A 21,971-nucleotide genomic window follows, 5' to 3' on the forward strand; every position below is an offset into this window, starting at 1 on the left:
CCTTGGGCCTGAGCACGGTCCACCGGCATCGAGATGACGCGGTACCGGTGATCGTGGGGGGGTGAGCCCGGTGCTGTGTCTATGATCGACAGATGCCCCTGGGCCACCTTGGCGTGAATGTCCGCGACCTTGGCCAAGCCAAGGCGTACTACGACGAGTTAATGCCCCTGGTCGGCTTCGAAACCTTCTTCGCCACCGAGGAGGAGTTCTCGTACCGTCCGGCGGGCGGCAAGCCAGGCACGTATCTGTTCTTCTATCCGGCATTGGAAGACGGCGACTACTCGCGCCACCGTCCGGGTCTCCAGCACCTCGCTTTCATGGTGAAGACTCGAGAGGAGGTCGACCGTCTGCATGAGTGGGCGGTCAAGCGGGGCGCGAACGTGCTCTATGAGCCCCAGGAGTTCCCGCAGTACGGCCCCACCTACTACGCCACCTTCTGGGAAGGTCACGACGGCGTCACTTTGGAGACCGTCTGCCACCGTTAGGGCCGGTGCCGGGTGCGGATCACGCGGGAGATGTGGAGGAGAGCCGTCTGCACCCGGGGGGCGGGACGGCCACCACGGACTCAATCGATCGGGCCCCGGTGGGATGGTCGGTGCCGGAGGGTCAGTGAGTGTCGGCAGCGGACTGGACGGCGGTACGCAGGGCCGCGCGGGTCAGCAGGAGGACGGGCCCGTCAGGGTCCTTGCTGTCCCGCACCGCCACCTCGACGCAGTTGCCGCCATTAGAACCGCTGTAGCTGCTCCTGCACCATGTGAGCCGTGCCAGTTCGACGCAGTTGCCGCCGTTCTCGCCGCTGCGGCTCGCCTTGCGCCAGTCGAGGTTGGTCAGGTCCATTTTTCCAGCGCCTCTTTCAGCTTGTCCCGGGACATGTCTTCGGGGAGCGCTCTCGCACGCAACTCTCTGAGCGATTCGGAAAGTTTGGCTAGATCGGAGGGGTTGTCGGTCGTGATGCCTCGCACCGTCGTCTCCATATAGGCGACCTCGCTCCGGTCCTCCATGGTAGCCACCACGAAAGCGCCACCCGTGCCTGCCGGACGCCCGTTGTTACGAACGACCTGGATGGTGACGTTGGGAAGCTCGCTGAGAGCGATCAGATGCTCTATCTGCTCGCGCATCACCTCGGGCGAGGTCACCAGGTAGTCGAGGACGTGTTCGCTCAAAAGCGCGACAAGCACCGCAGGAGGAGCGTCCGCACGGGTGAGGATGGCCTGACGTGCCATGCGCGCCTCCACGGCTTCGTCCGAGTTGAGGAAGCCGCGGGCGTAGGCCGGAGTCTGGAGAAGCCCGGGGACGATCGTGTGCTCCCAGGTGACGAGTTCTGCGGCGTCCGACTCGGTCTGGGGCCAGTCGAACCAGATCGGTACCGGGTGACCGTCCCGGTTCAGGTCCTCCCACAGGCTGAGAAGCGACCCGTCCGCTTCCAGGTAGGTGTCGACGGTTTCCACAAAGGAGCGGGTGGCGCGCTTCTTGCCATTCTCGATCCGGCTGACCTGCGCTGCGCTGACTCTCGTCAGGTGAGCAATCGTCTCTTGCAGGACGTCTTTGGCTTCTCGTAACCGGCGCATCTGGCGTCCAAAGGCCACGAGCGCGGGGGATTCGCTGGGGTGCTGACGCCGTACCGGCATGATCACTTACCTCCATCGGTAACTTGCACCTATGCCTGTGCGCTTGCTGGCGAGATCCTCTTTTCAGCGGCATGCCAAACCTAGCTCCGAAAGTGGCTGAATGTGTGGTGTTCACCACGCACAGTGAGGAGAGGTCATGGGCGAGGCGGCGTGCAGCGCGAACGAGATGGTGGTGAAGCAGGACCTGGCGGTCGTGGCGGAGGTGCGGCGGTTCGTGCGGCTGGTCACCGGCCGGTGGGGCATGGACGACTTCGTCCCATGCCTGGTCGCCAGCGAGCTCGTCACCAACGCTCTCCGCTACGCGTCCGAGAAGGACGGCGACGTGACCTTGCGGCTGGACCGCACCGAGGACGGCGCGCTGTGGTTGGAGGTCCAGGACGCCACCAACGATCTGCCGCACATGCTGAAGGCGGACACGGGCAGCGAGACGGGCCGGGGCCTGTTCATCGTCGACCAGTATGCCCGCTGCTGGGGCATCCGAGCCCTGGCCGGCGACGTCGGCAAGATCGTCTTCGCAGTCCTGGACTCCCCCTGACGACTACCGGCGGAACGACCTCCCGCCCGCGAACGGCAGGCTATGCGGCGCGGAGGCGGGGGAAGGGGAGGGGCGAACAGGTCGATGTTTCGCGGGTGCGCTCGTCGTCAGGGCTGTCAATGCCCTCAAGAAGGCCAAGATCGCCAAGTTCCGGTTCGTTCTCGACAGCGGATTCGGTCTCCAGACCGGCGAGTGACTCCTGAAGTAGCCGAGGGGCCCGCTTGCTCGGACAGTTGAGAAACGGCGGGCGGCCCGCAGCAATGTGCCGCAACAGGCCAGCCGCCCACCATCCGCCACCATGCTCTGTACAGTCCCTTTCGGGGCTGGCCGCCGGTACGGCATGAGCTCGGTTGTGCGTGTGGCGACGCAGTCGCGGCGCCTGAAGATTTCACCTCCCCGCACGTCAGGAGCCGACGATGGATGACGAGATTCAGCTGATCAGTGACGGCGATGGGCTGGCGGTCATCGGGGATCCGACGACTGTCGAACAGTTCCTCGCCTCTGAGGGACTGCCGTCGAAGGAACTTCGACTGCGACGGCTGGGATCCGCCCTCAACACCGGCGCCGCGGTCGCCCAGGCGGGCTCGGAGATCGCCGCCAACTCGGGTCGCTGGGTGAAGCTGACCAGGGAGTCCGCACAGGCGATCAATAAGTACGGGCTGAGGGAGAGCAAGAAATCAGGTCTCAGCACAGGCGTGCTTAAGGGGAACAAGGGCCAGATCAAGGGGTTCGTCGAGTTCGTGAAGGGACCCGGATCGCTTCTGAGCAATCCGGCGATCCTGGCCGGTGCCGCGGGGATCATGGCGCAGGTCGCGATGCAGCAGACCATGGACGAGATCACCGACTACCTCGCCGCGATCGACGAGAAGGTCGACGACGTGCTCCGCGCTCAGAGGGACGCCGTGCTGGCCAGGATGATCGGAGTGGGCCTCGTCATCGAGGAGTCCATGACCATTCGAGAGAAGAGGGGCCGCGTCGACGAGGTCACGTGGTCGAAGGTGCAGACCGCGCCGACGACGATCGCGGAGACCCAGGCGTACGCGCTGCGTCAACTCGATGCGGCAACGGAGAAGCTGGAACGCGGAACCAAGGTCGGTGATCTCGCCAAGGCGGCCAGGGAGGCGGAGTCCAAGGGCAAGGAGTGGCTCGCCGTTCTAGCGCGATGCTTCCAACTGCAGGATGCGATCGCCGTACTCGAACTCGACCGGGTGCTGGACGTGTCTCCGGAGGAGTTGGACGGGCATCGCCTCGGACTGAAGGCTGCCCGGCAGCACAGACTAGAACTCATCGCGGAGAGCACCGAGCGCCTGATGGCCCGCATGGAAGCGGCTGTCGGCACGGCCAACACCAAGGTCCTCATGCATCCAGCGAAGGCCCCGGCCGTAGTGCAGTCCAGCAATCAGGTCTCGACCGCCATCGTCGAATTCCACGAGCGGCTCGGAATCGAGAGCGCTCGGCAGTCGTCAGAGGCAAGACGATGGGCGGACGCGGCCAAGGAGGTGAGGGACAAGGCGCTCGAGACAGGAGCAGACCGCGTCGACACCGCCAAGCGCCTCGGCAACGAGACCCTCGATCTGGCCAAGTCGGCGAAGGGCAAACTCTCCGACCGAATCGCCGAGCGAGCACTCCGTCGGCAGGGGGACGACAAGGAGCGCGCAGAGAAGGAATGAGCGGGCGCCGACCGCGAGTGCCATAACGTCATCGCCGGCCGGGGCCGCGCCAGTACTGTTGCCGGCCCTTGTCGCGTATGACGATGCCGATCCGTGCCAGCTCGCGGCGCAGTTCCTTGACGGAGGCGCCGGAATCCGAGGACTTCATGGCCTCCGCGCGGGCCGCGAGCAGTGCGTTCGCCAGTTCGGGCAGTTCCGGGGTCTTGGGAACCCAGATCCGGAACTCGTCCTCGTACGGATCATCGGTCACCCAGGCGTAGCCGTTTTCGGTGAAGGCCGCGGCCAGGCGCCGGGCGTTGAAGTCGCACTTCTCCCGGGCGATCTCCTCGCCCTTGGGGCCGAGCAGCACCAGCCGGTCCTTCTCCCGGAAGACGTGGCCGACCTGTTCGCGGGCGATCTCCTGGACGTGACCGGTCCGCTTCAGGATCACCCGCTCGGCGGACACGGTGACCGAGGTCTTCTCCAGGGAGTCGAAGAAGATCAGCGCCGTTCCCGCGAGCGCCCCCAGGGCGACCAGGCCGACGGTGAGCCACGGTTCGGGGATGGAGACCAGCAGTCGGGCGGGGCCCCGCATCGGTGCCCAACGCAGGCCCACCAGCCAGTTCGCCAGCGGATCGAGCAGCCAGGCGACACCTGCCAGCAGCACTGCCGCCGCCGCGTACAGCGCCCCCTGAGCCCACGTCGACCGGGCCAGCGTGGTGGAAGCAGCCGGATGCGATCGCATGTTCAGGACCTTCCAGGCGGCGCGACGGTCCCCTTGGAACGGCGCAGATAATGGTCGATGCGGTTCACGAGGAGCAGCACGCCCACCAGAAGCGCGCTGTTGACGGCGTACTTGGCCGGATACGACGTCTCACCGAGCGGCTCGACCACAAAGGCCAGCGCCGAGTTGACCACGAGCGCGGCCCCGCCGGCCGCCAGGACGTGCCGATGGTTCCAGCCGCGGCGACCGGAATACCGAATCAGGCATCCGGCCGCGACAGCGAGGGCGAGCGCTGCCAGCGCCACCCCCGCCCAGGACGCCGGTGCCAACTGGTTGGTGCCCCACAGCACCACGGCGCCGCATCCCACCAGCCACGGCGGTGGAACCCGGCCCGGTACGGGCGCGGACCGGCGGAGAAGGACGAACGCGGCGATGCCCAGCAGTACGGCGATCGCCGCGGTGGTGCCCAGTTGCGCCGGGCTCGCCATGAAGTCCCTGGTGTGCTCCCTGAAGATGATCGCCGCGCCCAGCCCGTACAGCACGAGCATCGTCGTGATGCCGGTCCGTCCGAGCCATGGACGTCCCGCGTAGCGCGGCGCGCACGCCTCGACGACCGCGATGGGGGCGCCGAAACTCCAGATCACGTGGCCCGCGACGAAGCCCAGCAGGTACTTGGCGCTGAGGCCCAGTTCCGGGATGTGGGTCGGGAGCCGCTCGCGGTCCCAGGACGGCTCGTCCACGAAGTCGGGATTGAACAGGCTCTGGTCGATCAGCCCCGCCTGGACGAGCCCGAACGCCGCAGCCAGCAGCACCATCGTCGGCCAGCCCCGGCCGGTGCGGCGGGCGGCCTCGCGGATCAGTACCGCGACGGTCCCGTAGAGCGGCGCGAGGATGAGCAGCCCGCCGAGCAACTCCAGCGGACGCCCGATGATCTGGTCGTAGCCGATGAGGTACTCGGCGCAGACCGCTGACAGCAGCACCAGCGCCACCACCAGCGCCATCCGGCGCGGCAGCGGAGGCGGGCCGGGGGCATCCACATCCATGATCTTGAACCTAGAAGTCCGGCCCCGCGCCGGCAGCCGCCCAAAGGCGATCGTCGCCGCTCAAAGGTCGGTACCTGACCAGGCTTTGGTCGCCCTGCTCAGGGACGTGCGCCGCGACGACCTCGTGCAAGCGGTCCGGGTGGGCCATGGCCGCTGGACGGCCACCTAAATGATCTCTCGGCGCGTCAGTCGAGGCATTAGGATCCCCCGCTATGTGGCTTCCCTGGCGCTTTGTCGCCTGCGCGACCGTGGTGTACGCCAGTGTGGCCGGGTGCGGAGGCGACGGCGGCCAGAAGCCGAGTTCGAACGGGCGCAGCGGTTTCCCGGCAGCCGCGCCCAGCCCCTTGCCGGCTTCGTCCAGCAAAACCGTTGAACCTTCGCGACTTCAGGCTGCTCTCATCACCAAGAAGTCTGGTCAGCAGGTCCTGTCCGGCCCAGCCAGTGGGAGGTACGGAGACTTGCGCGACGACGACTCTCCGTCCAGAGGCATGCCCGGAGTGCCCGCGCGATGCCAGCACGGGGAGGGCGGCCCGGCACAATGGCCCGCGACGGTCGATGACGCCCCCTCGGCCCAGGTCATCTACCAGTCCGGGCCGGACGGGGTCGGCGAGACGCTCATCTGGGTCCCGGAGGACACGGACATGGCTCGCCTACGTCTGACGATCCCTGCCATCTGCGGGCGCGAGGCGACCACCGAGGTGCAAGGCCGAACAATGATCGTCACCACGAAACCCCTGAGCAAGTCCCAGTTGCCCGCCATTCCCGATGCCGAACTGACCGGCAACCGACTCACGATGACATTCCCCGACGCGGGCATGTCTGCGTACACCACCTGGATCAACGTCCGTTCCGGCCAGTTGGTGATGGCCATGGCGTTCATGGGGACCGAAGAAGGGCTGGGCGCGCACAAGCGCACCGTCGCCGCCGCCTGGAGCCAGGCCCAAGCGGCCGTGAAGTAGCCGCCACCATCAGGCCCACACGCACCCTGCTCGGCATCGAGGTACCTGGCGCGGGCCTCGCAGGGCGGACCTGCCGACACAGATGATCGCTGTAGCCGCCCGACGCCACACCCGATCCCGCCCCGGTCGGCAATATCGTCTTCGCACTCCTCGTCGCCCGGTGAACACCCGCGCCGGATCGCGGGCCACAACTTGCCTACTCCGTCGGCAGATTCGCATGGCGACGTGGGTCGCTGACGGGGGTCCTGCATTGGTCGGCCTACTGATGTCGCCAAGCCGCAGCGCATACCTCTACCCAGGTCGCGAGGTCGGGCACACGATCGATCGTGAGTAGTGAGTACGGCGGGGAACCGTCCAGTGGTGTGACATCTTCGAACGCGTGGTCCGGTGCGAAGAGAAGGAGTCGACCGTCGTCCCGATGCGCCAGCGTGAGATTTCCGTTCGCCTCTACGGCGACGGCGTAGTACTCCTCCGGGTTGATGGAAACCTCCAGGCCGTCGCCTTCCCAGAGCCAGGCGTAGTCGGCCAGGACCTCCGAGACTCGTACACACGTCGCCTGAGCCGTGAGCACCTGGTTCTGGTTGCACCACCAGGTGCTGGGTTCGCCGAACCTCTCGACGATTCCGCCGCAGAGCTTCCAGAAGTTCTTGTGCGTCTCCGGAAACGACCCGCCGTCCGCATCCCCGGGAGGGTTGCAGAGCCATCCCCGTCGACCGTCCGGCGGTCCCCACGCCAGCAGCTCGTACGCACTGTCTCCGACGGAGACGGGGGTGAGAGTCGTCGAGCCGAGCAGTGCGGACAGTTCAGGCAGGTCTTCGGCCGTTCCGCGGGTCCACGGCTGTGGCTCGCCCGCTACGGCGCTCTCTCCGGGTTGGAGGAACCATGAAACCTCCTGGAGAAACCGCTCCCAGTCGCTCATCCTCCGATGATGGCAGGTCCGCCTTTGCCTACCGGTGGCGCGCCCTTGTCGACGCGTTGGTCCGATGCTCTTCGTCAGCGCTGGTTGCTTAGGGGATGGGCGCTTGGGCCCGGTAGTCCCAGACCCGGTTCAATTCGATCTGGTAGTAGAGCGCGTGGAGGCCGAAGAAGAACGACAGGATCAGCCCGATCCAGCCGTTACAGGAGGGCCGTCGGTAGGCCGAGTCCTGCATCCGCGCGATCCGCTCGCCCGTCCGGAAGATAGAGACGTAGGGCGGCACGATGATGATCCACCCGACGAGGACGGCCAGCAGGGCGAGGCCAGGGTTCACCTCCACACCCGAGTCGCGCGCCTCTCGGTTGATCTTGTACCACCACACGAAGTAATAGATCCCAAGGGTGATGAGTGGCCAGACCAGCCAGGTCAGAACCGGATTGCGTCGCTTGCCCGCCGTAGCATGCTCCTCATTCATGCTGTTACGATATTCTGCGGTCTGCCATTCTATTGCATCGTAAATACCAAGAGTTGAAATATTATCGTCAATCTGGCTCGCCCAGGCATGTGCATGGTTGGGCCGCCATCTGCTGATGTTGGGCGACGGGGTCACCGTCGTGCAGTCTGACACTGGATAACCCAATGCCATGTGCGTCACCCTGCGATGTCATTCAGCCATGATGTGCGCGACTGCAAATTAGCGGCCGAAGTCGAAGAAGGGGTCGCCGTCCGAAAGGGGACGTGGTTGCGGGTGGGGTTCCTGTCGCGCGGATGGAATGGGCGGCTTTTCGCGTACTCGAAAGGTGTCCTGGTCGATGGGGTCTGATACCTGGCGGACGGCCTCGGCCATCTCGGCGTTCGGCCATCTCGTCGTGGAGTCCCAGGTGCACTGAGCGAACTGAAAGAATACGTAGCTCGGGTCACTCGATCCGGGAATGTAGTGTAGGCGGGCGCCGCTGAAATCCGTCCCGGTGAGGTCGGCGCCGGTGAAAACGGCTGCCACCAGGTGGGCGCCGATGAACTTGGTCCGCACGAGCCTGGCGCCATTGAAGCACGAGGCGCCGGCCTCGGGGGCGCCGCCGAGGTAGACACCGGTCAGGTCGGCATCGGTCAGGTCGGTGTCGATGAAGCAGCCGACGATGCCGAAGTCGGCGTCGCGTAGATCCGCGCCGACGAGTTTGGCGCCGGTGAACTGGGCTCCCGCGCCCGGGGCCCGGCTCGGTTCGGCCGAGGAGAGATCGGCATGGCGCAGATCGGCTCCACTGAGGTCGGCGCCTGTGAGGTCGGTGCCCTCGGGGAACCGGACGCCCCGCAGGTCGGCCCCATGCAGGTCCTTGCCGACGAGCCGGGCGATGGTCTCGGCGCTGCTGTCATCGATCAGTTCCGCCAGGTTCTCCGGTAAGCCGGACGGCCGACTGGCCCCTGTCCGCTCGCCGGTGATGGCGTCTTCGGGGACGACCCTTCCGTGCAGCGCGTGCAGGGAGAAACCGTCGCGGTAGCGTAGTGCCGGACCTGTGCGACAGTGCAGCACCAAGGGGTCTTCCCCGGGCCTTGGCGCGGTGGCGAGACGGATCTGGGCGGGACGCTCGCACACCAGGCAGATCTTCTCGAAGGGCCACCAGCCGCCGCAGGACTCGATGAGTTCTCTCCACAGCGCCAGCCTGCGATTCCAGACCTCCCGGCGTCGTTTACGGGCAAACCATCTGCCCCTCTTGCCCTGACGACCGCTGAGCAGGGTCAGCAGGAACTCGCCCGGTTCCGGCACACCGTGGGCGGCCGCGATCGCCTGGGGCTTCGGCGTGCCGAACTCACTCCAGTTCCAATCGGGATCCCCGCGGGGCGAGTCGATCCACACCAGCTGAGGCTGCGGCGCGCCGACCAGTTCGTACAACCCGCGGACCGCCGCCTCGGCGGCAGGCCGGTCGGCCGGCTCAGTGGCTTGCCGTCCCGCCCAATCGGGCAGGCGAGCGGCCAGCCGTGTGATTTCCAGTCCGGCAATCTCCGGCCTGACATAGATCTCGGTGTTGAACGGGCGAGGCAGCGCCATACTCGGTCCCTATCACGGGACGCGTCACGCATCCAGGCCCGAGCCATTACGGCCCGGATCAACGGCACCGGCATGCTCACCGTCCTGGACTGGGCCAGCGACCCGGCCTGCCGGGGCCCGTGGGTGCTGGTCTACGACGGCACCCGCTGATGGCAGGCGGCGCGGCCGAGTGGCTCCCGCTGACCGCGCTGCGCCCCGGCCCGGGACCGTTCCGGCAGCACGGCCCCTCGTGGCAGGACCGACCGCCCCGATGAAAAGAGGGTTCCCCGGGTGCGACGTGCACCCGGGGAACCTGGAAGTGAAGCCGGTCTACCCGCGAAGGTCCCGAACCAGCTGCTCGGCCGGGATCGGGAGTCGCGGTCGTAGGCCCCGGGCTCGAATGTGTCGCCGGACAGGTCGACCTTGATCGGCCGACCCCACGCGTAGAACGTCCTGAAGTTGAGGCCGACCTGCGTGATGAGCCGCCGTGCGTCCTCGACAGACATGGTCTTGGACGCGTTCGGGTCGCTGGCCCCGCGCCCGAGGGGCTCGGTGCCGTTGACGAGTGCGGCCAGGACCGCGGCCTTGTCCAGCCCGGCGATGTTGACGGTGCCCGTCATGGTCGGCACGCGGTTCGCCTTGCCGGTGACCGCGCGCTTCATGCGCTCGATGAGACGCATCGTTGATCATCTCCTTTGTGCAGTCCCGGGTGGGACCGTCGCAAAAAAGACCGTTTGGTGCATGAGGGGATTCGGCAACACAGGTTGAGCCCGCTCATCTGAGGAGCCTGCTGAGTCCCTCGGCCAGGTCGTCGCCGAGTTGCGCGACATCGCTGAGGCCCTGCTGGTCCCGGCCGCCCAGGGGGAGCGGCCGCGCTGATGGCAGTGGCGCAGCCGCAGAGCCGCCGCCTGGGCGATGCGCGGCGCCGAGGCCGGCGAGACCACACAGGAGGCATCGCCATGAGGCACACGTGGGCCTGCTGGTGGGCACGCCTGGCCCTGATCGACGTGCTGATGCCGGCCGGTGATCGCCGCGGGCGCGGTGTGGCTGGCATGCGCGCACCTGGTCGCCTTCCGGGGGCTGCGTCGAGCCGAGGTCGCGGGACTGGCCTGGGCGGACACTGACCTCCAGGGGGCAGGCACGCTGACCGTCCGCGAGACACGTCCTGGCTCCATCTCGGTACTGCTGGGCTGGCGGGCCGTTCAGGAACGTGAAAGATCCGCCGCCGGCCCCGAGGTATGGGTGGACTCCGGACGTGTCTTCACCCGCGAGGACGGGGCACGCCTGCGTCCCCAGTGGATCTCCACGCGGTTCGAGGACCTGATCAAGAAGTACGGACTCGTCCAGGCTTCCACGACCTCCGACACGGAGCCGCGACGCTCGCCCTGCTCGGCAACGTCAACATAAAAGTGATCAGCGAGACGCTCGGCCATGCCCGCCATTCGTTCACCGCCGACACCTACACCTGGGTGCTTCCCGAGGTGTCCCGTGCAGCGGCCGAGGCGGTGGCCGCGGTCGTCCCTCGCCGACCCCAGCCGAGACCGTCCGACGCCACCAACGTGATCTCGTTCGCGGACCACCGTAACCGGCGCGGCCAAAACGCAGGGTAATCAAAGCCGAGCCGGTCAGCACCCACATCGTTCGGCGACGAAAGCGCTCCGCCCACAACCCGTGCACACCAGGCCAGGAGAAACGGACATCTGGAACGCGACAGGGACTTCGCTCAAGATCTAGATCTTGGACGAAGTCCCTGGTCAGTGTGGCGGAGGATCGGGGATTTGAACCCCGGATGGGCTTGCACCCAAACCGCATTAGCAGAGCCATTTTTAACGTGTTAAGTGATGATTCGCCATCCCGGCAAATTCACGTTCCCGCAGGCCAGTGTCCACATGATGCACCCTCATTCACCGTGATCCATTACAGTTCGTGCGCACCTTGTGCTCACCAATCGTAGATGGGGCCGAAGGTAGACCCTCGTCATCCGAGCACTCACTGTAATCACCAGGTCGGCTCCCGTAGCCAGTCGAGACTCGGCCTACCGGGACGTCATCCGGGACGCGCGGGAATAGGCCGCCGTCTTGTATCTGCTTCAGCTCACGTGGCGAACATCGTGGATATCTCACGGGCAGGCGACGTCGGCACCTTCTCCCTGGAACCGGCGTGGGAGATGTCGGGCATGGACCACGTCCAGCTTCCGGCGGGCGCGGTGCTCACCGAACCGCCGGTCCCGCTGTGGGCGCTGGTGCTGGAGGGCGAACTCACGCTTGAGGCGGCGTTCGAGGCGCAGTCGCTCGCCGAGGGGGACGCCGTCCTCATCGACGCCCGCACCGCTCACCGGCTCACCGCGTCGGAGCGGCACGAGGAGTCCGCCTTGGTTGTAGCGGACCTGCGCATGGCCGTCCCGGTCCGTCGGCTGCCCAGCCCGCTGGTGGTCCGCGGCTTCGGCATCCGGCATGGCGGCGTCATGGCGCTCGTCACGCAGTGCCCGCTCGAACGTGCGTGCCGACCGACCCTGTTCGCCGCCAGCTACGGCAACCTGATCGGCGCGGCGATGACCACCTCTTGGCAGGAGGACGAGGGCGGCGACGCCGGGCCTCCCGACGAGGCCGTCACCGCGGTGGTGGCCGCCGTGACCGCCCGCCCGGCCGAGCCGTGGACCGTCGAGGGGATGGCCCGCCTGGTCCATCTGTCGCGTTCCGCCCTGGGCGAGCGGTTCCGCCGCGCACTCGGCCGTGGACCCGCAGAGGTGCTCCGGGAGATCCGGATGCGGGAGGCGCGCCGGCTGCTCGCGGACCCCTCGCGTCCGGTGGAGTACATCGCGTCCGCCGTCGGGTACGGCTCCACCGCTGCCTTCAGCCGGGCGTTCTCGTCCCACCACGGCGTCGCGCCGCAGGCCTGGCGGGAGCCGTCACCCGCGCGGGACGCGCAGCGCGGCGAAAAGCAGCCCGGCCGCCGCGGCGAACCCCGTGCCGAGCAGGATGGCCGCCTGCATGCCGCGGGCGTCCAGGAGCGCGCCTCCTGACGCCGACCCCAGCGTGATCGCCACCTGGAACGCGGTGACCTGCAACGAAAGTGCCGACTCGGCGCGTTCGGGCTCGACGCGGGTCACCCAGAGCTGGGTGGCGACCGGGACCATGTTGAAGGCCAGGCCCCACACGACGACCCCCGCGGCCAGCACCGGCAGGGATGGCGCGGTCGCGGTGACCAGCAGGCCGCCGGCCAGCAGAAGCGGGGCCGCGGCGACCACAGCGCGCAGCCGTCCCGCGAACCGCCCGGCGGCGAGGTTGCCCGCCAACCCGCCCACGCCCCAGGCCAGCAGCAGCCATACCGTGGCGCCCGCGTCGACGTCCTCGATCGCGACCCGGATGTAGGGGTAGGCGGCGAAGTTGCCGAACGCGACCAGGACCACACCCAGCACCCCGGCCATCAGCCACCGGTTGGCGAGCGCCGCCCGCAGCATCGCCATTCCGGCGGCCGGGTGCGGGGGTACCGGCGGCAACGTCAGGGCCACGGCCAGGGCAGCGGCGATGCCGAGGGCCGCCGCGACGCCGAACACCAACCGCCAGCCGACCGCGTCGCCGAGCAGGGACGCCAACGGGACGCCGCCGATCGTCGCGAGGGTGACGCCCAGCGCGATGGACGTTGAGACCACGCTGTCGCGTCCCGGCACGGCGCGGGTTCCGGCGCCGAACGCGAACGACCAGTACCCGGCGATGGCGACGCCGAGGACGAGCCGGCCGAGGAGCAGGACGGCGAAACCGGGGGCGACCGCCACCGCCAGGTTCGAGACGGCCGCCGCGACCAGCAACCCGGTCAGGACCGTGCGCCGGTCGGTCCGCGGCAGCAGCACCGCGATGCTGGGGGCGGTGATCGCGCCCGCGACCGCGGTGGCCGCGACCGCCAGCCCGGCGGTGCCCTCGCTGACCCCGAGGTCGCCGGCCATCGCGGGCAGCACGCTCGCCGGCAGGAACTCGCTACCTACGAGCACCGCGATCCCGGCAGCGAGCGCGACGATCGGTGACCAGTTCGTCGAGCCGCCGGACCGTGCCGAGGACTCGGGCGGCGAAGTGTCTGCGGACGGCGGCGAGGACTGAGGCGTGGACATGCCTTCCAGTTTCGCCTCCTCCGCGCCGCCGCAGTTGATCGCGTGACGCGCACAGTTGACCGTCTGACCGGTCTGTGACCGGCCAGCATGTGCGCTGCCTCGCGCGTAGACAGGCGCGGTGTCGATGACGGTGCCCCCCGCCGCGATGACGGCGTGGGCGGCGGCGGTCACGTCGCGGCATCGGTAGGTGCCCAGGCCGAGAACCGCCATCATGCCTCGCCCCCGGCGATGATCCCGCTGCGCAACAACTGGTCGAGCAGGCCGACGGCTTGGTCGGTGGTGACGTTCGCGGCCTGGGCCAGAGTGCTGAGCGTGCCCGGCCGACCGGAGAGGTGCCCGGCCAGGTGATGGTCTGGACGCCTGCCCAAACGGGCGCCTTCCTCGGCATCATCGCGGACGAGCGGTTGTACGTCCTCTTCCACCTGGTCGCCTTCCGCGGGCTGCGTCGAGCCGAGGTCGCGGGACTGGCCTGGGCGGATACCGACGAGCCGCATCGTCCGGGGACGAAGGCACTCTGCTGACATCCCGTGCACACCAGGACAGGAAAGACGGACATCTGGAATGCGACAGGGACTTCGCTCAAGATCGCAATCTTGGACGAAGTCCCTGGTCAGTGTGGCGGAGGATCGGGGATTTGAACCCCGGATGGGCTTGCACCCAAACCGCATTAGCAGTTCCTTTTTTGGCGTGCTATGTGATGATTCGCCGTCCCGGAGAATTTGTGTTTCCGCAGGTTAGCGTCCATGCGAGGCGCCCTCGTCCGCCAAGATCCATTACAGTTCGTGCCCACCTTGTGCACACCGGCCACGGCCAGCGCCGAACTCAGCCCGATCACTCAAAGTGATCACTTAGGCTGTACCGGAGGACGGTCTGTCTAATTCGGTGTCAGCGTGCCGACGCTTGCCACCGTTTCACCGTCCGGACGCCGGACGAGAGGCTATGGGCCGCGGCTGCACCTCGTGGCACTGGAAGATCTCGAGACTCCGGTGGAGGTGGACTGGGCGGCGGCGCTTGTGGAGGCCACCCCTTCACGCCGAAGGAGGGAGGCTGACCGACCTCAGTTAGAACGACCCCACGGCCACCTGCCAAGGTCTTCCGCGCCTTCGCCGCCACTACATGCGGCGGCGCGCATGTCTATGCCCCGAAATCTACCCTCGACACGCCGCTTAGCCATCCGCGCCGGCCCGCCCGGGTTGCACCGGAAGACCCTCAATGGTTAACGGGCTGTCCGTTTGTTTGAGATACTGGAGAACACTCGGCTGAGGATTGGGTGATCTTTTGTGAGCAATGCCAACAGTGACCCGTTTCCGAGGCATGCTCGCCTCGAGCCCCTTCGGCGGCCGCAGTCAGCCATGTTGGTCGCTATCGAGCTTTCTGACTTCGGGGTGCCTCTTCGCTCCGATCACGGCCGGGTAGCGAGGTGGCATGCACTGCGCTCAGCTGTCTCGGAAAGTTTCAGCGAAGCCGGCATCGACTGGTCACGCTGCATGCCCGAGGAGCGCGGAGACGGCCTGCTGATCTTCGTACCACCGGAGTTCTCCCGGGACGTCGTCCTGGTGAAAACGTTGCTCGACCTACTACCTGCCAAACTCGCCGCCTACAACGAGACCGCTGTTCCCGGCACCGAGGTGCTGCCGCGCGCCGCCGTCCATGTAGGTGCAGTTCAGGGGGACGAGTATGGACTGGCGGACGAGGCTGTTCGCCACGTGGTCCGGCTATTGCAAGCTCCCGCTCTCAAGGTCCCGTCCGCGCTAGGCAACGAGCTGGCGCTGGTGGTCTCGGACGCGTTCTACCGAGCCGAGCTCGCCGAGTGGGCCGAGCGTTTCCCCGAAGCAGATGTCTTCTGGCCGATCCAGGTAGACATCAAGGAGACGTCGGCCAGGGCCTGGCTATACCGGCCCTCGCCGACGGAAGGTGCCGGGGGCACCGCCGACCAGATCACCGTGCTCGTGGTGGACGAACGGCCTGCGGTGCGCACCAACATCGCCCGTAGGGTCGCCACTAGCGACTTCACTCTGCTGGTTGGCATGGAAAATGGCATAAAGCAGGCACTCACGGCCGCAAAGCAACTTAGTCCTGACGTGATATTGGTAGGCGCGAGCTTGCTTCACACCGTTGGCGTCTTGGCTATGCGGCGGCTGACCTCAGCATATCGGGTGGTCTTGTTGACTGGGGGGGTCGATCCTGATCTGCTGCGGACGGCGCTCCTCAGCAGCGTACGTGGGTCGGTCCGTGAGGATGCCTTCACCTCGGAGGCGCTCGCGAGGGCGATGCGAACACAGGACGGCTGGCACCAGGAGGTGGATACGGGGTCAGGCGGCGCCAAGAAGCTGGGAGCGGTGATTGAAGATGTCCTCTCAGGTGGGGCGAAGGCGCCATCGTTCAGAGACGAGGTGCCCCAGTTCCTGCTTGAGGGAATCACGAGGCCATGGGGTCGTGTCGAGCTCACAAGGCGCGAATCCGAAATTTTCAAGCTGATGCTCAAAGGGCGCACTGATGTTGAGATAGCCAAAGCACTTTCCGTCAGCACGAGGACGGTGCGTAATCACGTCGGAAGGACTCTTGACAAGCTCCAGGATGACGCCCACCTTCAACCGCCGATGGCCTCGGTCGGAAACGACGCAGGGCCGAGGCAGTTGCCCGAAGACGCCGACGGACTCCCCGCGTTGGTGCCCCCAAGGATCTCATGTCCGGCCAGTCGAATACTCTCTGCTGGATGTCCGTCCCGCGTGCAAGTGGGCCAGGACCTGCATATCATAGTGCGAATCGTGGCGGACATGCCGAGGATCAGGCATGCGGTAGAATTGCGTCCGTTCCCAATCCCTGTGGGCGGCGCCAAAGTGCAGATCGTGCTGCAACCCGACGAAGGGCTCTTGCCCTTGATGCAGTGCCAGTACGTTATTCACGTTCCTGCGCAAGGCGATTCTGACCCCATAGCCGTACCGTTTGAGGTGATCCGGCCCGGGCTGCGTCGTGTAGAGGTCATGGCTTGGGTTGGTGGAACGTTCGTCGGAGAGCTCGTGGTGGAAATCTCCGCCGAGCCGGCGCCTGTTTCCGGTCGGCACGTGGAGCGCACAGCGGCGCTTTCCGACCTCCGTCCTGTTAATGGAGAAGTAACGCTCCATGTTTCCCGGAGAAACGACGAGCAGTACAGTTTTCAGCTACTTTCAGACCACACCATATACGAGCCTTTCGTTGAAAGTGTGGTTGGCGACCCAAGGGACGCCATCGAGCGAACTTTCGCCGCCCTGCAGAATCTGGCGTCCAGCACCGGCGGTTCAGCAAAGGAACTCAAGCTGCGCGAGGCCGGAACAAACCTATGGAACCAGATGGTTCCTCAAGTAGTAAAGGAGCAATTCTGGGAACTGAATTCGAAAATCTCCTCGTTCAGCATCGCCACCGACAATGACATTATTCCGTGGGAACTGATGCGTCCCATACGGCCAGGTGACGACGGCAAATTTCTCGTTGAGCGTTTCCCTGTCGCGCGACGGGTCTATGGTCAGGAGCGGGCAGTCGGAATCTCGCTTGAGCCCACCGCGTTCGTGATCCCTGATCCGATGCTCACCGATGTGCCTGGAGAAATAGAAGAACTCGATCGCCTATTCCGCACGGTCGGCGGAGGGACGCCCGGTCGAATCTTTCAGGATGTCGTGAAACTAGTAGAATGGATCACGACCGGGGAGGCGGGACTGCTGCACTTCGCTTGCCATAACTACTTCAAGCAGGGAGAAGGCGGATCGTCGATCATCATGCGCGATGACACCTTCGAGCCGACGATGCTGAGCAGTGCCGTCGGCATCCGCTCACTTTCCACCAGAACCCCGCTGGTCTTCTTGAACGCCTGTCGAAGTGCGGGCGCCACATTTGAATACACGCAGCTGATGAGTTGGGCCGTCCAGTTCATGAAGGCGGGCGCCGGAGCGTTCATCGGCACTCTCTGGGAGGTGCCGAGCAAGCAGGCTCGGCACTTCGCCGAAGCGTTCTACGACGCATGCCTGAAGCAACGACTGTCTCTGGGAGACGCGACTAACACGGCCCGGAACGCGATCAAGAATCCGGGCGACCCGACCTGGCTTGCATACACGGTTTATGGAAATCCGTTTGCAATGGTGGGCTGACGCCGGCTGACGAACCTGGACAGCCCGACCGGGTGTCCCGGCATACTTATACCCATGAGCGATGAGCCATCGCCCACCATCGGCGATATCCGTATCAGCCCATCTGGTGAGGTCGAGCACTACGACGGAACGACGTGGAAGCGGGTGCGGCGGCTCCCCGAAGAGGGCCAGGTCGTCTTCCGCAGCACGACCTCACTGACGCCAGCCCCGGAAGGAGACACCGGCAGGCCCCCTCAGGAGGGCACGTGACCAACCCTCCCCAGAATGCGGCAGCGGAGAGCGGGGCGACTGCCGCTCCAGGAGAGGCCGTCGCCGACATGCGTGCGACCGCGAGATGGACGATCGCGGCTGTCGCGGCTGTGGGTGCGCTGTTGCTCGGTGGGGCACCGCTGACGGCTGTCGGGAAGGTGAACGACGCCGGGGACGCTCTCGCAGCCTTTGTGGGACTGGCCCTTGCACTCGCCGGGGTGGGGTGGGCGATCTGGCAGACGGGGGAGGTGCTGACGCCACGTTTCACGACCATCGCCGAACTGGACCGACCCGCCATGAGCGGTCTCCGCAGAATCATCGCCCAGGACAAGGTCGCGTTCTACGGCCCGTTCGGACAGAGTCCTGAAGCTCTCCGCGCAGCGTGCCTTCTACACGAGACGACCTGGGCCAAGCTCGCCGTCACACGGGCCAAGGCAGAAGATCAGGCCGAAGTTCGGGTTTTGGAGCAGGCGCTGGATGATGCCCGTGCCAACGCTGCCCTCGCACGGCGCCTCGAAGGCCGACTTGTCGATCTCATTCACGCCTGGGAAGTCCGGGTCGCGCTGCGCCGAGCACGTGTGCATACCCTTGTCGCCATGTTCTTGGTCGCCATCGGCGCAGTGCTGTTCCTTACGGCCACGATCGACAACGCGCCGCGGGCTCCAGCCAAGCCGGTCCCCAATCCCACGAGCAGCCCGGCTTGATCAATCTACAGAGGTCCTCGGCGGGGAGCACAGGACTGCTTGTCGGCTCCGGCAAGCGACCAGCAGCGTCACCGTCGGATCAACGGTTCCCAGAGAGGACGGGCCTCTGCTCCGGTCGGGAGGTTCGTGGCAGGAAGCATCCGGCGAGGGCACGGACGTCGGCGAGCAGGGTGGTTGGCGGTTGGTCCAGGTCGAGGGTGTGCTGGTGGATGGTGATGCCGGTGTGCCGGACGCGGTGGGCGGCGTGCGGGGCGTTGCCTTTCGCGTAGATGAGATGGCCGTCCGCGAGGCGGAGGGCGGTGCAGTAGGCGAGCATCTGATATAGGTCTGCGTCGGGGAAGCCCGCGGGTTTCTCGGCCTTGTACTTGGCGTCGGCGACGGCGTGCGGGGTGCCGTCATCGGTGTAGTGGACGAAGTCGGGCACGATGCGGATCGCGTGGCCCTCGTCCAGGTAGTGGGAGGCTTGGAGCATGGAGTAGCCGCTGCTCGTGCTAAGCGCTTCGCGCAGGGCTACCGTGACGAAGTCCTCGAAGACGCCCGCCATATCGAGCAGAAAGCCGCTGACGGTGATGTCTCCGGGCCGGTGCTCGACGGAGGCCCCGCGCAGGACGAGTTCGGCGAGGCGCACGGCGGGCTGATACCGGACGTTTAACCGCGTGGGCCGCCACGTCGGCGGCTCGTGGCCCCGTCCGATCGGGGTTACGTCGGCCAGCCGGACATGCAGCCGCAGGAGCCGGCCGCGCAGGTCTTTGGGAACGCGCGGCAGGCGGAGGAGCCGGTCGGTGGCGGTCCGCAGGAGCCGGTTCTCGGCGATGTCCGTCGTGTACTCGTCGTGGACGATCTCGACGGCGGGGAATTCGCCGTGGTGTCGGCGGATCTGGTCGGCCTCTCGCAGTCGCCCGCGCATGACCAGGGACGTCTCCTCGGTGGTGCGATATCCCTGAAGTAGCCCTTGGCGGAGGGCCCGGTCGGCCTGCCGCTCGAAAAGGTGTGCGAGCGCGGGCAGGAGTTCGGGTTCCGCATCGAGGGAGGCGTCGTCGTCCCGCCAGCCCTTGGCGTCGAGTGCGTAGCCGAGCAGGAAGAGCAACCGGCGGATCGGCACTTTCGGCGTGATCCGAACGGTGAGGGTCTCCCCGCCAGGTGCGGTCACGGTCGCGACTCCGACCTTGCCTGCGGCCTTCAGCCACCATCGTCCGGGTGTTTCCGGGTCCAGCACGGCCTCGACCGCGCGTGAGGCGGCCACGGCCCGGCCGAGCGCTGAGGACAAAGGCAGCGACAGCGCCGCTCCATGCTCGATGATCGCGATGTCCATCATGCAGGAGGCGGAGCGATCGCGTCGCGCAGGGACGCCAGGCCGTACCGCTGCTCGACTTTCACGTCCTCTCCGTAGTGGTACTCCTCCAGCAACGGAAGGATCTTGGTGCGCCAAGTGCGCTCCATCCCTCCGTCGCGGTACACGCCCGGCTTCATCAGGTAGGCCGGCCCGACCTGGAAGTCCGGGTCCGCGATCCGGCGGTTCAGTGCGTCCAGCAGTTCGGCGGGTTCGGTGCCGCGTTCCTTGGCGGCGAGCCAGCGACGCAGCATCCCCTTGGTCGGTTCGGTGCGCGGGGACAGTTCGACGAAGGCGAACCGGCGGCGCATCGCGGCGTCCACGAGGGCGATGGACCGGTCGGCGGTGTTCATGGTGCCGATGATGAACAGGTTGGGCGGCAGGGCGAAGTCGTCGCCGGAGTAGGTCAGCCGCACCGATCGGTTGCGGTACTCCAGCAGGAAGTACAGCTCGCCGAACACCTTCGCCAGGTTGGCGCGGTTGATCTCGTCGATGATCAGGAAATGCGGGACGTGCCGGTTTCCCTCGCCGGAGGCGAGGTCGGCGAGTTCGCGCAGCGGGCCGGCCGTAAGCCGGAAGGCGACCTGGCGGGTCTCCGGGTCCTCCTGCGGTCGGAATCCCTCGAAGAAGTCCTCGTAGGCGTAGGACGGGTGGAACTGCACCAGCTTGACCTGTTCAGGCCCGCCGCCGAGGAACTCCGCCAGTTTCTGCGCGAGGTAGGTCTTGCCGGTGCCAGGCGGGCCGTAGAAGATGAGTTGCCGCTCGTCCCACAACAGGTCCTGCACCTCGCGCAACCAGCCCGCGTCATGGACGAGCAGCTCATTCGCGAATTCTTCGGTCGGCTCCGGTAGCTCCAACTCTCGCCGGGCCGCAAGAGCGGTGGCCGCGCTGTCCACCGCGTCCTGTGCCTCGTCCGCGAGTTCCTCATCGGTCAGGCCGAGCCCGTCGATGATGGCTTGGACGGACGTGAGGTCGGCGACGTCCTGCTGGACCGAGAGCTTCTGCTGGACTTCCTCGGGAAGTACTCCGAGGAAGTACGCGATGTTCTCCCATTCCACCGGACGTTGCAGGTGCCATTGGCCGGACTCCGAACCGACCCGTGCGAGGGGGCCGATGATCTTGCCGACGTGAAGGCTCCCGTCAACGATCGTGCACACGCCATCATCCGGCTTCATCCGGGATAGGAATATGTGGAACTCTTCGACGAGTCGTCGCCTCGCGCTGTACGGCGAGGTGGACGCCAAGGTCTCCTCCACGAGGCCGCGCAGGGCGTCCTTGCTCATGCCCTGCTCGAGACTCCCCCAATTGAACGGTGTCGCCTCCAGGGAGACGCATCCCTCTGTTAGCCACTTGGCCTGGAGGACGGCGAGCTCGTTTCCGTGCGCATGTGCCGCTCGGACGAGCCAGGTACGCCGCCGCCCCCACCCGTCCTGGGCAAGGTAGTCGCCGAGCGGATGTCCCTTCGAGGTCTTCCAGACCACTTGCCCGTTGGCGTTGCGGCCGAGAACGATCTCCGCGGCGGCCGATGCGGAGTTGCAGTCGATGTCCTTGCTGGCCTCCAAGCAGCCGGGCCACATCGTGGACGTCACCAGGGACTCATCGCTGATCAATGCCTCACGGCTCCGGTGTGAGGACGGATTGGTCCGGGGGAACCCCGGCGAGGTGTCGAGCCGTGCAGGTGACCCGGCGAGCACCCTGAACTTGTAGCTGCCGTTCAGCCCAACCTCTTCCAGCAGCCGCCCGCGCGCGACCGGGCCGCCGTTGGGCAGTCGGAGTTGAAACTCGGGATACGCGTCGGCCATCGGAGTCCTTCGTACTGCGGGTCAGCGGCGGCGGGGCGCGGCCAACCTAACACCGCCCTCCGACGGGTACGAGCCGCTTGCCCGGACGGAGTTCGGGGGCGTGCCGCGCGGTCCAAGGCCCCAGCGAGTCGTGCCCGTCGACGTAGCCTGGGACGCCGTCGGCTCAGGTTAGCCTGACGCCAG

General features: G+C 66.6%; 20 protein-coding genes. 8 read left to right on the forward strand and 12 right to left on the reverse strand.

The window, feature by feature from the left end; all coding sequences use genetic code 11:
- The first annotated feature begins 92 nt into the window (after positions 1–92).
- The gene (locus BKA00_RS28840; RefSeq protein ID WP_185030193.1) at positions 93–485 is read left to right on the forward strand and encodes a VOC family protein; all 393 of its coding nucleotides are present in this window, start codon (positions 93–95) and stop codon (positions 483–485) included.
- Between the two features lie 121 nt (positions 486–606).
- Here BKA00_RS28840 and BKA00_RS28845 read toward each other — a convergent pair whose 3' ends face one another.
- Positions 607–837, reverse strand: a complete 231-nt coding sequence (locus tag BKA00_RS28845; protein ID WP_185030195.1) for a DUF397 domain-containing protein — start codon at positions 835–837, stop codon at positions 607–609.
- Positions 828–1,628 carry a helix-turn-helix domain-containing protein gene (locus BKA00_RS28850; protein WP_230298637.1) on the reverse strand — a complete coding sequence of 267 codons (801 nt, stop codon included), beginning with the start codon at positions 1,626–1,628 and terminating at the stop codon, positions 828–830. Before BKA00_RS28850 ends, BKA00_RS28845 begins: the two co-directional genes overlap by 10 nt.
- Positions 1,629–1,764: 136 nt before the next feature.
- On the opposite strand from BKA00_RS28850, the gene BKA00_RS28855 reads away from it, so the two are divergent.
- Together BKA00_RS28855 and BKA00_RS28860 are read left to right on the forward strand one after the other, a co-directional pair.
- Positions 1,765–2,163, forward strand: a complete 399-nt coding sequence (locus BKA00_RS28855) for an ATP-binding protein (protein WP_185030198.1) — start codon at positions 1,765–1,767, stop codon at positions 2,161–2,163.
- 416 nt (positions 2,164–2,579) lie between these two features.
- Positions 2,580–3,833, forward strand: a complete 1,254-nt coding sequence (locus BKA00_RS28860; protein WP_185030199.1) for a hypothetical protein — start codon at positions 2,580–2,582, stop codon at positions 3,831–3,833.
- 28 nt (positions 3,834–3,861) lie between these two features.
- Here BKA00_RS28860 and BKA00_RS28865 read toward each other — a convergent pair whose 3' ends face one another.
- A complete protein-coding gene (locus tag BKA00_RS28865; protein ID WP_185030201.1) occupies positions 3,862–4,557 on the reverse strand; it encodes a YqeB family protein in 696 nt (231 codons plus the stop codon).
- Between the two features lie 2 nt (positions 4,558–4,559).
- Positions 4,560–5,579, reverse strand: coding sequence for a hypothetical protein (locus tag BKA00_RS28870; RefSeq protein ID WP_185030203.1), 1,020 nt, complete (start codon positions 5,577–5,579; stop codon positions 4,560–4,562).
- A 458-nt stretch (positions 5,580–6,037) separates the two neighbouring features.
- On the opposite strand from BKA00_RS28870, the gene BKA00_RS28875 reads away from it, so the two are divergent.
- Complete coding sequence (locus tag BKA00_RS28875; RefSeq protein ID WP_185030205.1) at positions 6,038–6,538, forward strand: hypothetical protein; 501 nt, start codon at positions 6,038–6,040, stop codon at positions 6,536–6,538.
- Between the two features lie 259 nt (positions 6,539–6,797).
- Here the strand turns inward: BKA00_RS28875 and BKA00_RS28880 are convergent, their stop codons facing one another.
- From BKA00_RS28880 to BKA00_RS28895, 4 genes are all read right to left on the reverse strand, one after another.
- A complete protein-coding gene (locus BKA00_RS28880; RefSeq protein WP_185030207.1) occupies positions 6,798–7,457 on the reverse strand; it encodes a hypothetical protein in 660 nt (219 codons plus the stop codon).
- A gap of 88 nt (positions 7,458–7,545) precedes the next feature.
- The gene (locus BKA00_RS28885; RefSeq protein WP_185030209.1) at positions 7,546–7,929 is read right to left on the reverse strand and encodes a DUF4234 domain-containing protein; all 384 of its coding nucleotides are present in this window, start codon (positions 7,927–7,929) and stop codon (positions 7,546–7,548) included.
- 219 nt (positions 7,930–8,148) lie between these two features.
- Entirely contained in the window at positions 8,149–9,498 is a 1,350-nt protein-coding gene (locus tag BKA00_RS28890) for a pentapeptide repeat-containing protein (protein ID WP_185030212.1), read from the reverse strand.
- Positions 9,499–9,629: 131 nt separating this feature from the next.
- On the reverse strand, positions 9,630–10,157 hold the full coding sequence (locus BKA00_RS28895) for a hypothetical protein (protein ID WP_185030215.1): 528 nt from the start codon (positions 10,155–10,157) through the stop codon (positions 9,630–9,632).
- Between the two features lie 1,430 nt (positions 10,158–11,587).
- On the opposite strand from BKA00_RS28895, the gene BKA00_RS40650 reads away from it, so the two are divergent.
- Positions 11,588–12,499, forward strand: coding sequence for a helix-turn-helix domain-containing protein (locus tag BKA00_RS40650; protein WP_185030222.1), 912 nt, complete (start codon positions 11,588–11,590; stop codon positions 12,497–12,499).
- Here the strand turns inward: BKA00_RS40650 and BKA00_RS28910 are convergent.
- Entirely contained in the window at positions 12,386–13,582 is a 1,197-nt protein-coding gene (locus BKA00_RS28910) for an MFS transporter (RefSeq protein ID WP_185030225.1), read from the reverse strand. The two genes, BKA00_RS40650 and BKA00_RS28910, sit on opposite strands and share 114 nt — an antisense overlap.
- Before the next feature lie 209 nt (positions 13,583–13,791).
- Positions 13,792–14,076, reverse strand: coding sequence for a hypothetical protein (locus BKA00_RS40655; protein WP_185030228.1), 285 nt, complete (start codon positions 14,074–14,076; stop codon positions 13,792–13,794).
- A 993-nt stretch (positions 14,077–15,069) separates the two neighbouring features.
- Here BKA00_RS40655 and BKA00_RS28920 point away from each other — a divergent pair.
- From BKA00_RS28920 to BKA00_RS28930, 3 genes are read left to right on the forward strand one after another with little or no spacing between them, the layout of a single operon-like run.
- Positions 15,070–17,703: a CHAT domain-containing protein gene (locus tag BKA00_RS28920; RefSeq protein WP_185030231.1), complete on the forward strand. Its 2,634-nt coding sequence runs from the start codon at positions 15,070–15,072 to the stop codon at positions 17,701–17,703.
- Between the two features lie 54 nt (positions 17,704–17,757).
- A complete protein-coding gene (locus BKA00_RS28925) occupies positions 17,758–17,952 on the forward strand; it encodes a hypothetical protein (protein ID WP_185030234.1) in 195 nt (64 codons plus the stop codon).
- Positions 17,949–18,656 (forward strand): hypothetical protein, encoded by a 708-nt coding sequence (locus tag BKA00_RS28930; protein ID WP_185030236.1) that lies wholly within the window; start codon positions 17,949–17,951, stop codon positions 18,654–18,656. The genes BKA00_RS28925 and BKA00_RS28930 overlap by 4 nt, the downstream gene beginning before the upstream one ends.
- 79 nt (positions 18,657–18,735) lie before the next feature.
- On the opposite strand, the gene BKA00_RS28935 is transcribed toward BKA00_RS28930, so the two are convergent.
- Positions 18,736–19,971 (reverse strand): McrC family protein, encoded by a 1,236-nt coding sequence (locus BKA00_RS28935; RefSeq protein WP_185030239.1) that lies wholly within the window; start codon positions 19,969–19,971, stop codon positions 18,736–18,738.
- The gene (locus BKA00_RS28940; RefSeq protein ID WP_185030241.1) at positions 19,968–21,788 is read right to left on the reverse strand and encodes a DUF4357 domain-containing protein; all 1,821 of its coding nucleotides are present in this window, start codon (positions 21,786–21,788) and stop codon (positions 19,968–19,970) included. Before BKA00_RS28940 ends, BKA00_RS28935 begins: the two co-directional genes overlap by 4 nt.
- Positions 21,789–21,971: the final 183 nt, after the last annotated feature.

The organism is Actinomadura coerulea (genome assembly GCF_014208105.1).
GTDB lineage: Bacteria > Actinomycetota > Actinomycetes > Streptosporangiales > Streptosporangiaceae > Spirillospora > Spirillospora coerulea.

Excerpts from the sequence above, each read along its gene's own strand:
- BKA00_RS28840 (WP_185030193.1), top strand. The coding sequence starts at position 93 with ATGCCCCTGGGCCACCTTGGCGTGAATGTCCGCGACCTTGGCCAAGCC.
- BKA00_RS28845 (WP_185030195.1), bottom strand. The coding sequence starts at position 837 with ATGGACCTGACCAACCTCGACTGGCGCAAGGCGAGCCGCAGCGGCGAG.
- BKA00_RS28850 (WP_230298637.1), bottom strand. The coding sequence starts at position 1,628 with ATGCCGGTACGGCGTCAGCACCCCAGCGAATCCCCCGCGCTCGTGGCC.
- BKA00_RS28855 (WP_185030198.1), top strand. The coding sequence starts at position 1,765 with ATGGGCGAGGCGGCGTGCAGCGCGAACGAGATGGTGGTGAAGCAGGAC.
- BKA00_RS28860 (WP_185030199.1), top strand. The coding sequence starts at position 2,580 with ATGGATGACGAGATTCAGCTGATCAGTGACGGCGATGGGCTGGCGGTC.
- BKA00_RS28865 (WP_185030201.1), bottom strand. The coding sequence starts at position 4,557 with ATGCGATCGCATCCGGCTGCTTCCACCACGCTGGCCCGGTCGACGTGG.
- BKA00_RS28870 (WP_185030203.1), bottom strand. The coding sequence starts at position 5,579 with ATGGATGTGGATGCCCCCGGCCCGCCTCCGCTGCCGCGCCGGATGGCG.
- BKA00_RS28880 (WP_185030207.1), bottom strand. The coding sequence starts at position 7,457 with ATGAGCGACTGGGAGCGGTTTCTCCAGGAGGTTTCATGGTTCCTCCAA.
- BKA00_RS28885 (WP_185030209.1), bottom strand. The coding sequence starts at position 7,929 with ATGAATGAGGAGCATGCTACGGCGGGCAAGCGACGCAATCCGGTTCTG.
- BKA00_RS28890 (WP_185030212.1), bottom strand. The coding sequence starts at position 9,498 with ATGGCGCTGCCTCGCCCGTTCAACACCGAGATCTATGTCAGGCCGGAG.
- BKA00_RS28895 (WP_185030215.1), bottom strand. The coding sequence starts at position 10,157 with ATGCGTCTCATCGAGCGCATGAAGCGCGCGGTCACCGGCAAGGCGAAC.
- BKA00_RS28910 (WP_185030225.1), bottom strand. The coding sequence starts at position 13,582 with ATGTCCACGCCTCAGTCCTCGCCGCCGTCCGCAGACACTTCGCCGCCC.
- BKA00_RS40655 (WP_185030228.1), bottom strand. The coding sequence starts at position 14,076 with ATGCGGCTCGTCGGTATCCGCCCAGGCCAGTCCCGCGACCTCGGCTCG.
- BKA00_RS28920 (WP_185030231.1), top strand. The coding sequence starts at position 15,070 with ATGCCCGAGGAGCGCGGAGACGGCCTGCTGATCTTCGTACCACCGGAG.
- BKA00_RS28925 (WP_185030234.1), top strand. The coding sequence starts at position 17,758 with ATGAGCGATGAGCCATCGCCCACCATCGGCGATATCCGTATCAGCCCA.
- BKA00_RS28935 (WP_185030239.1), bottom strand. The coding sequence starts at position 19,971 with ATGATGGACATCGCGATCATCGAGCATGGAGCGGCGCTGTCGCTGCCT.
- BKA00_RS28940 (WP_185030241.1), bottom strand. The coding sequence starts at position 21,788 with ATGGCCGACGCGTATCCCGAGTTTCAACTCCGACTGCCCAACGGCGGC.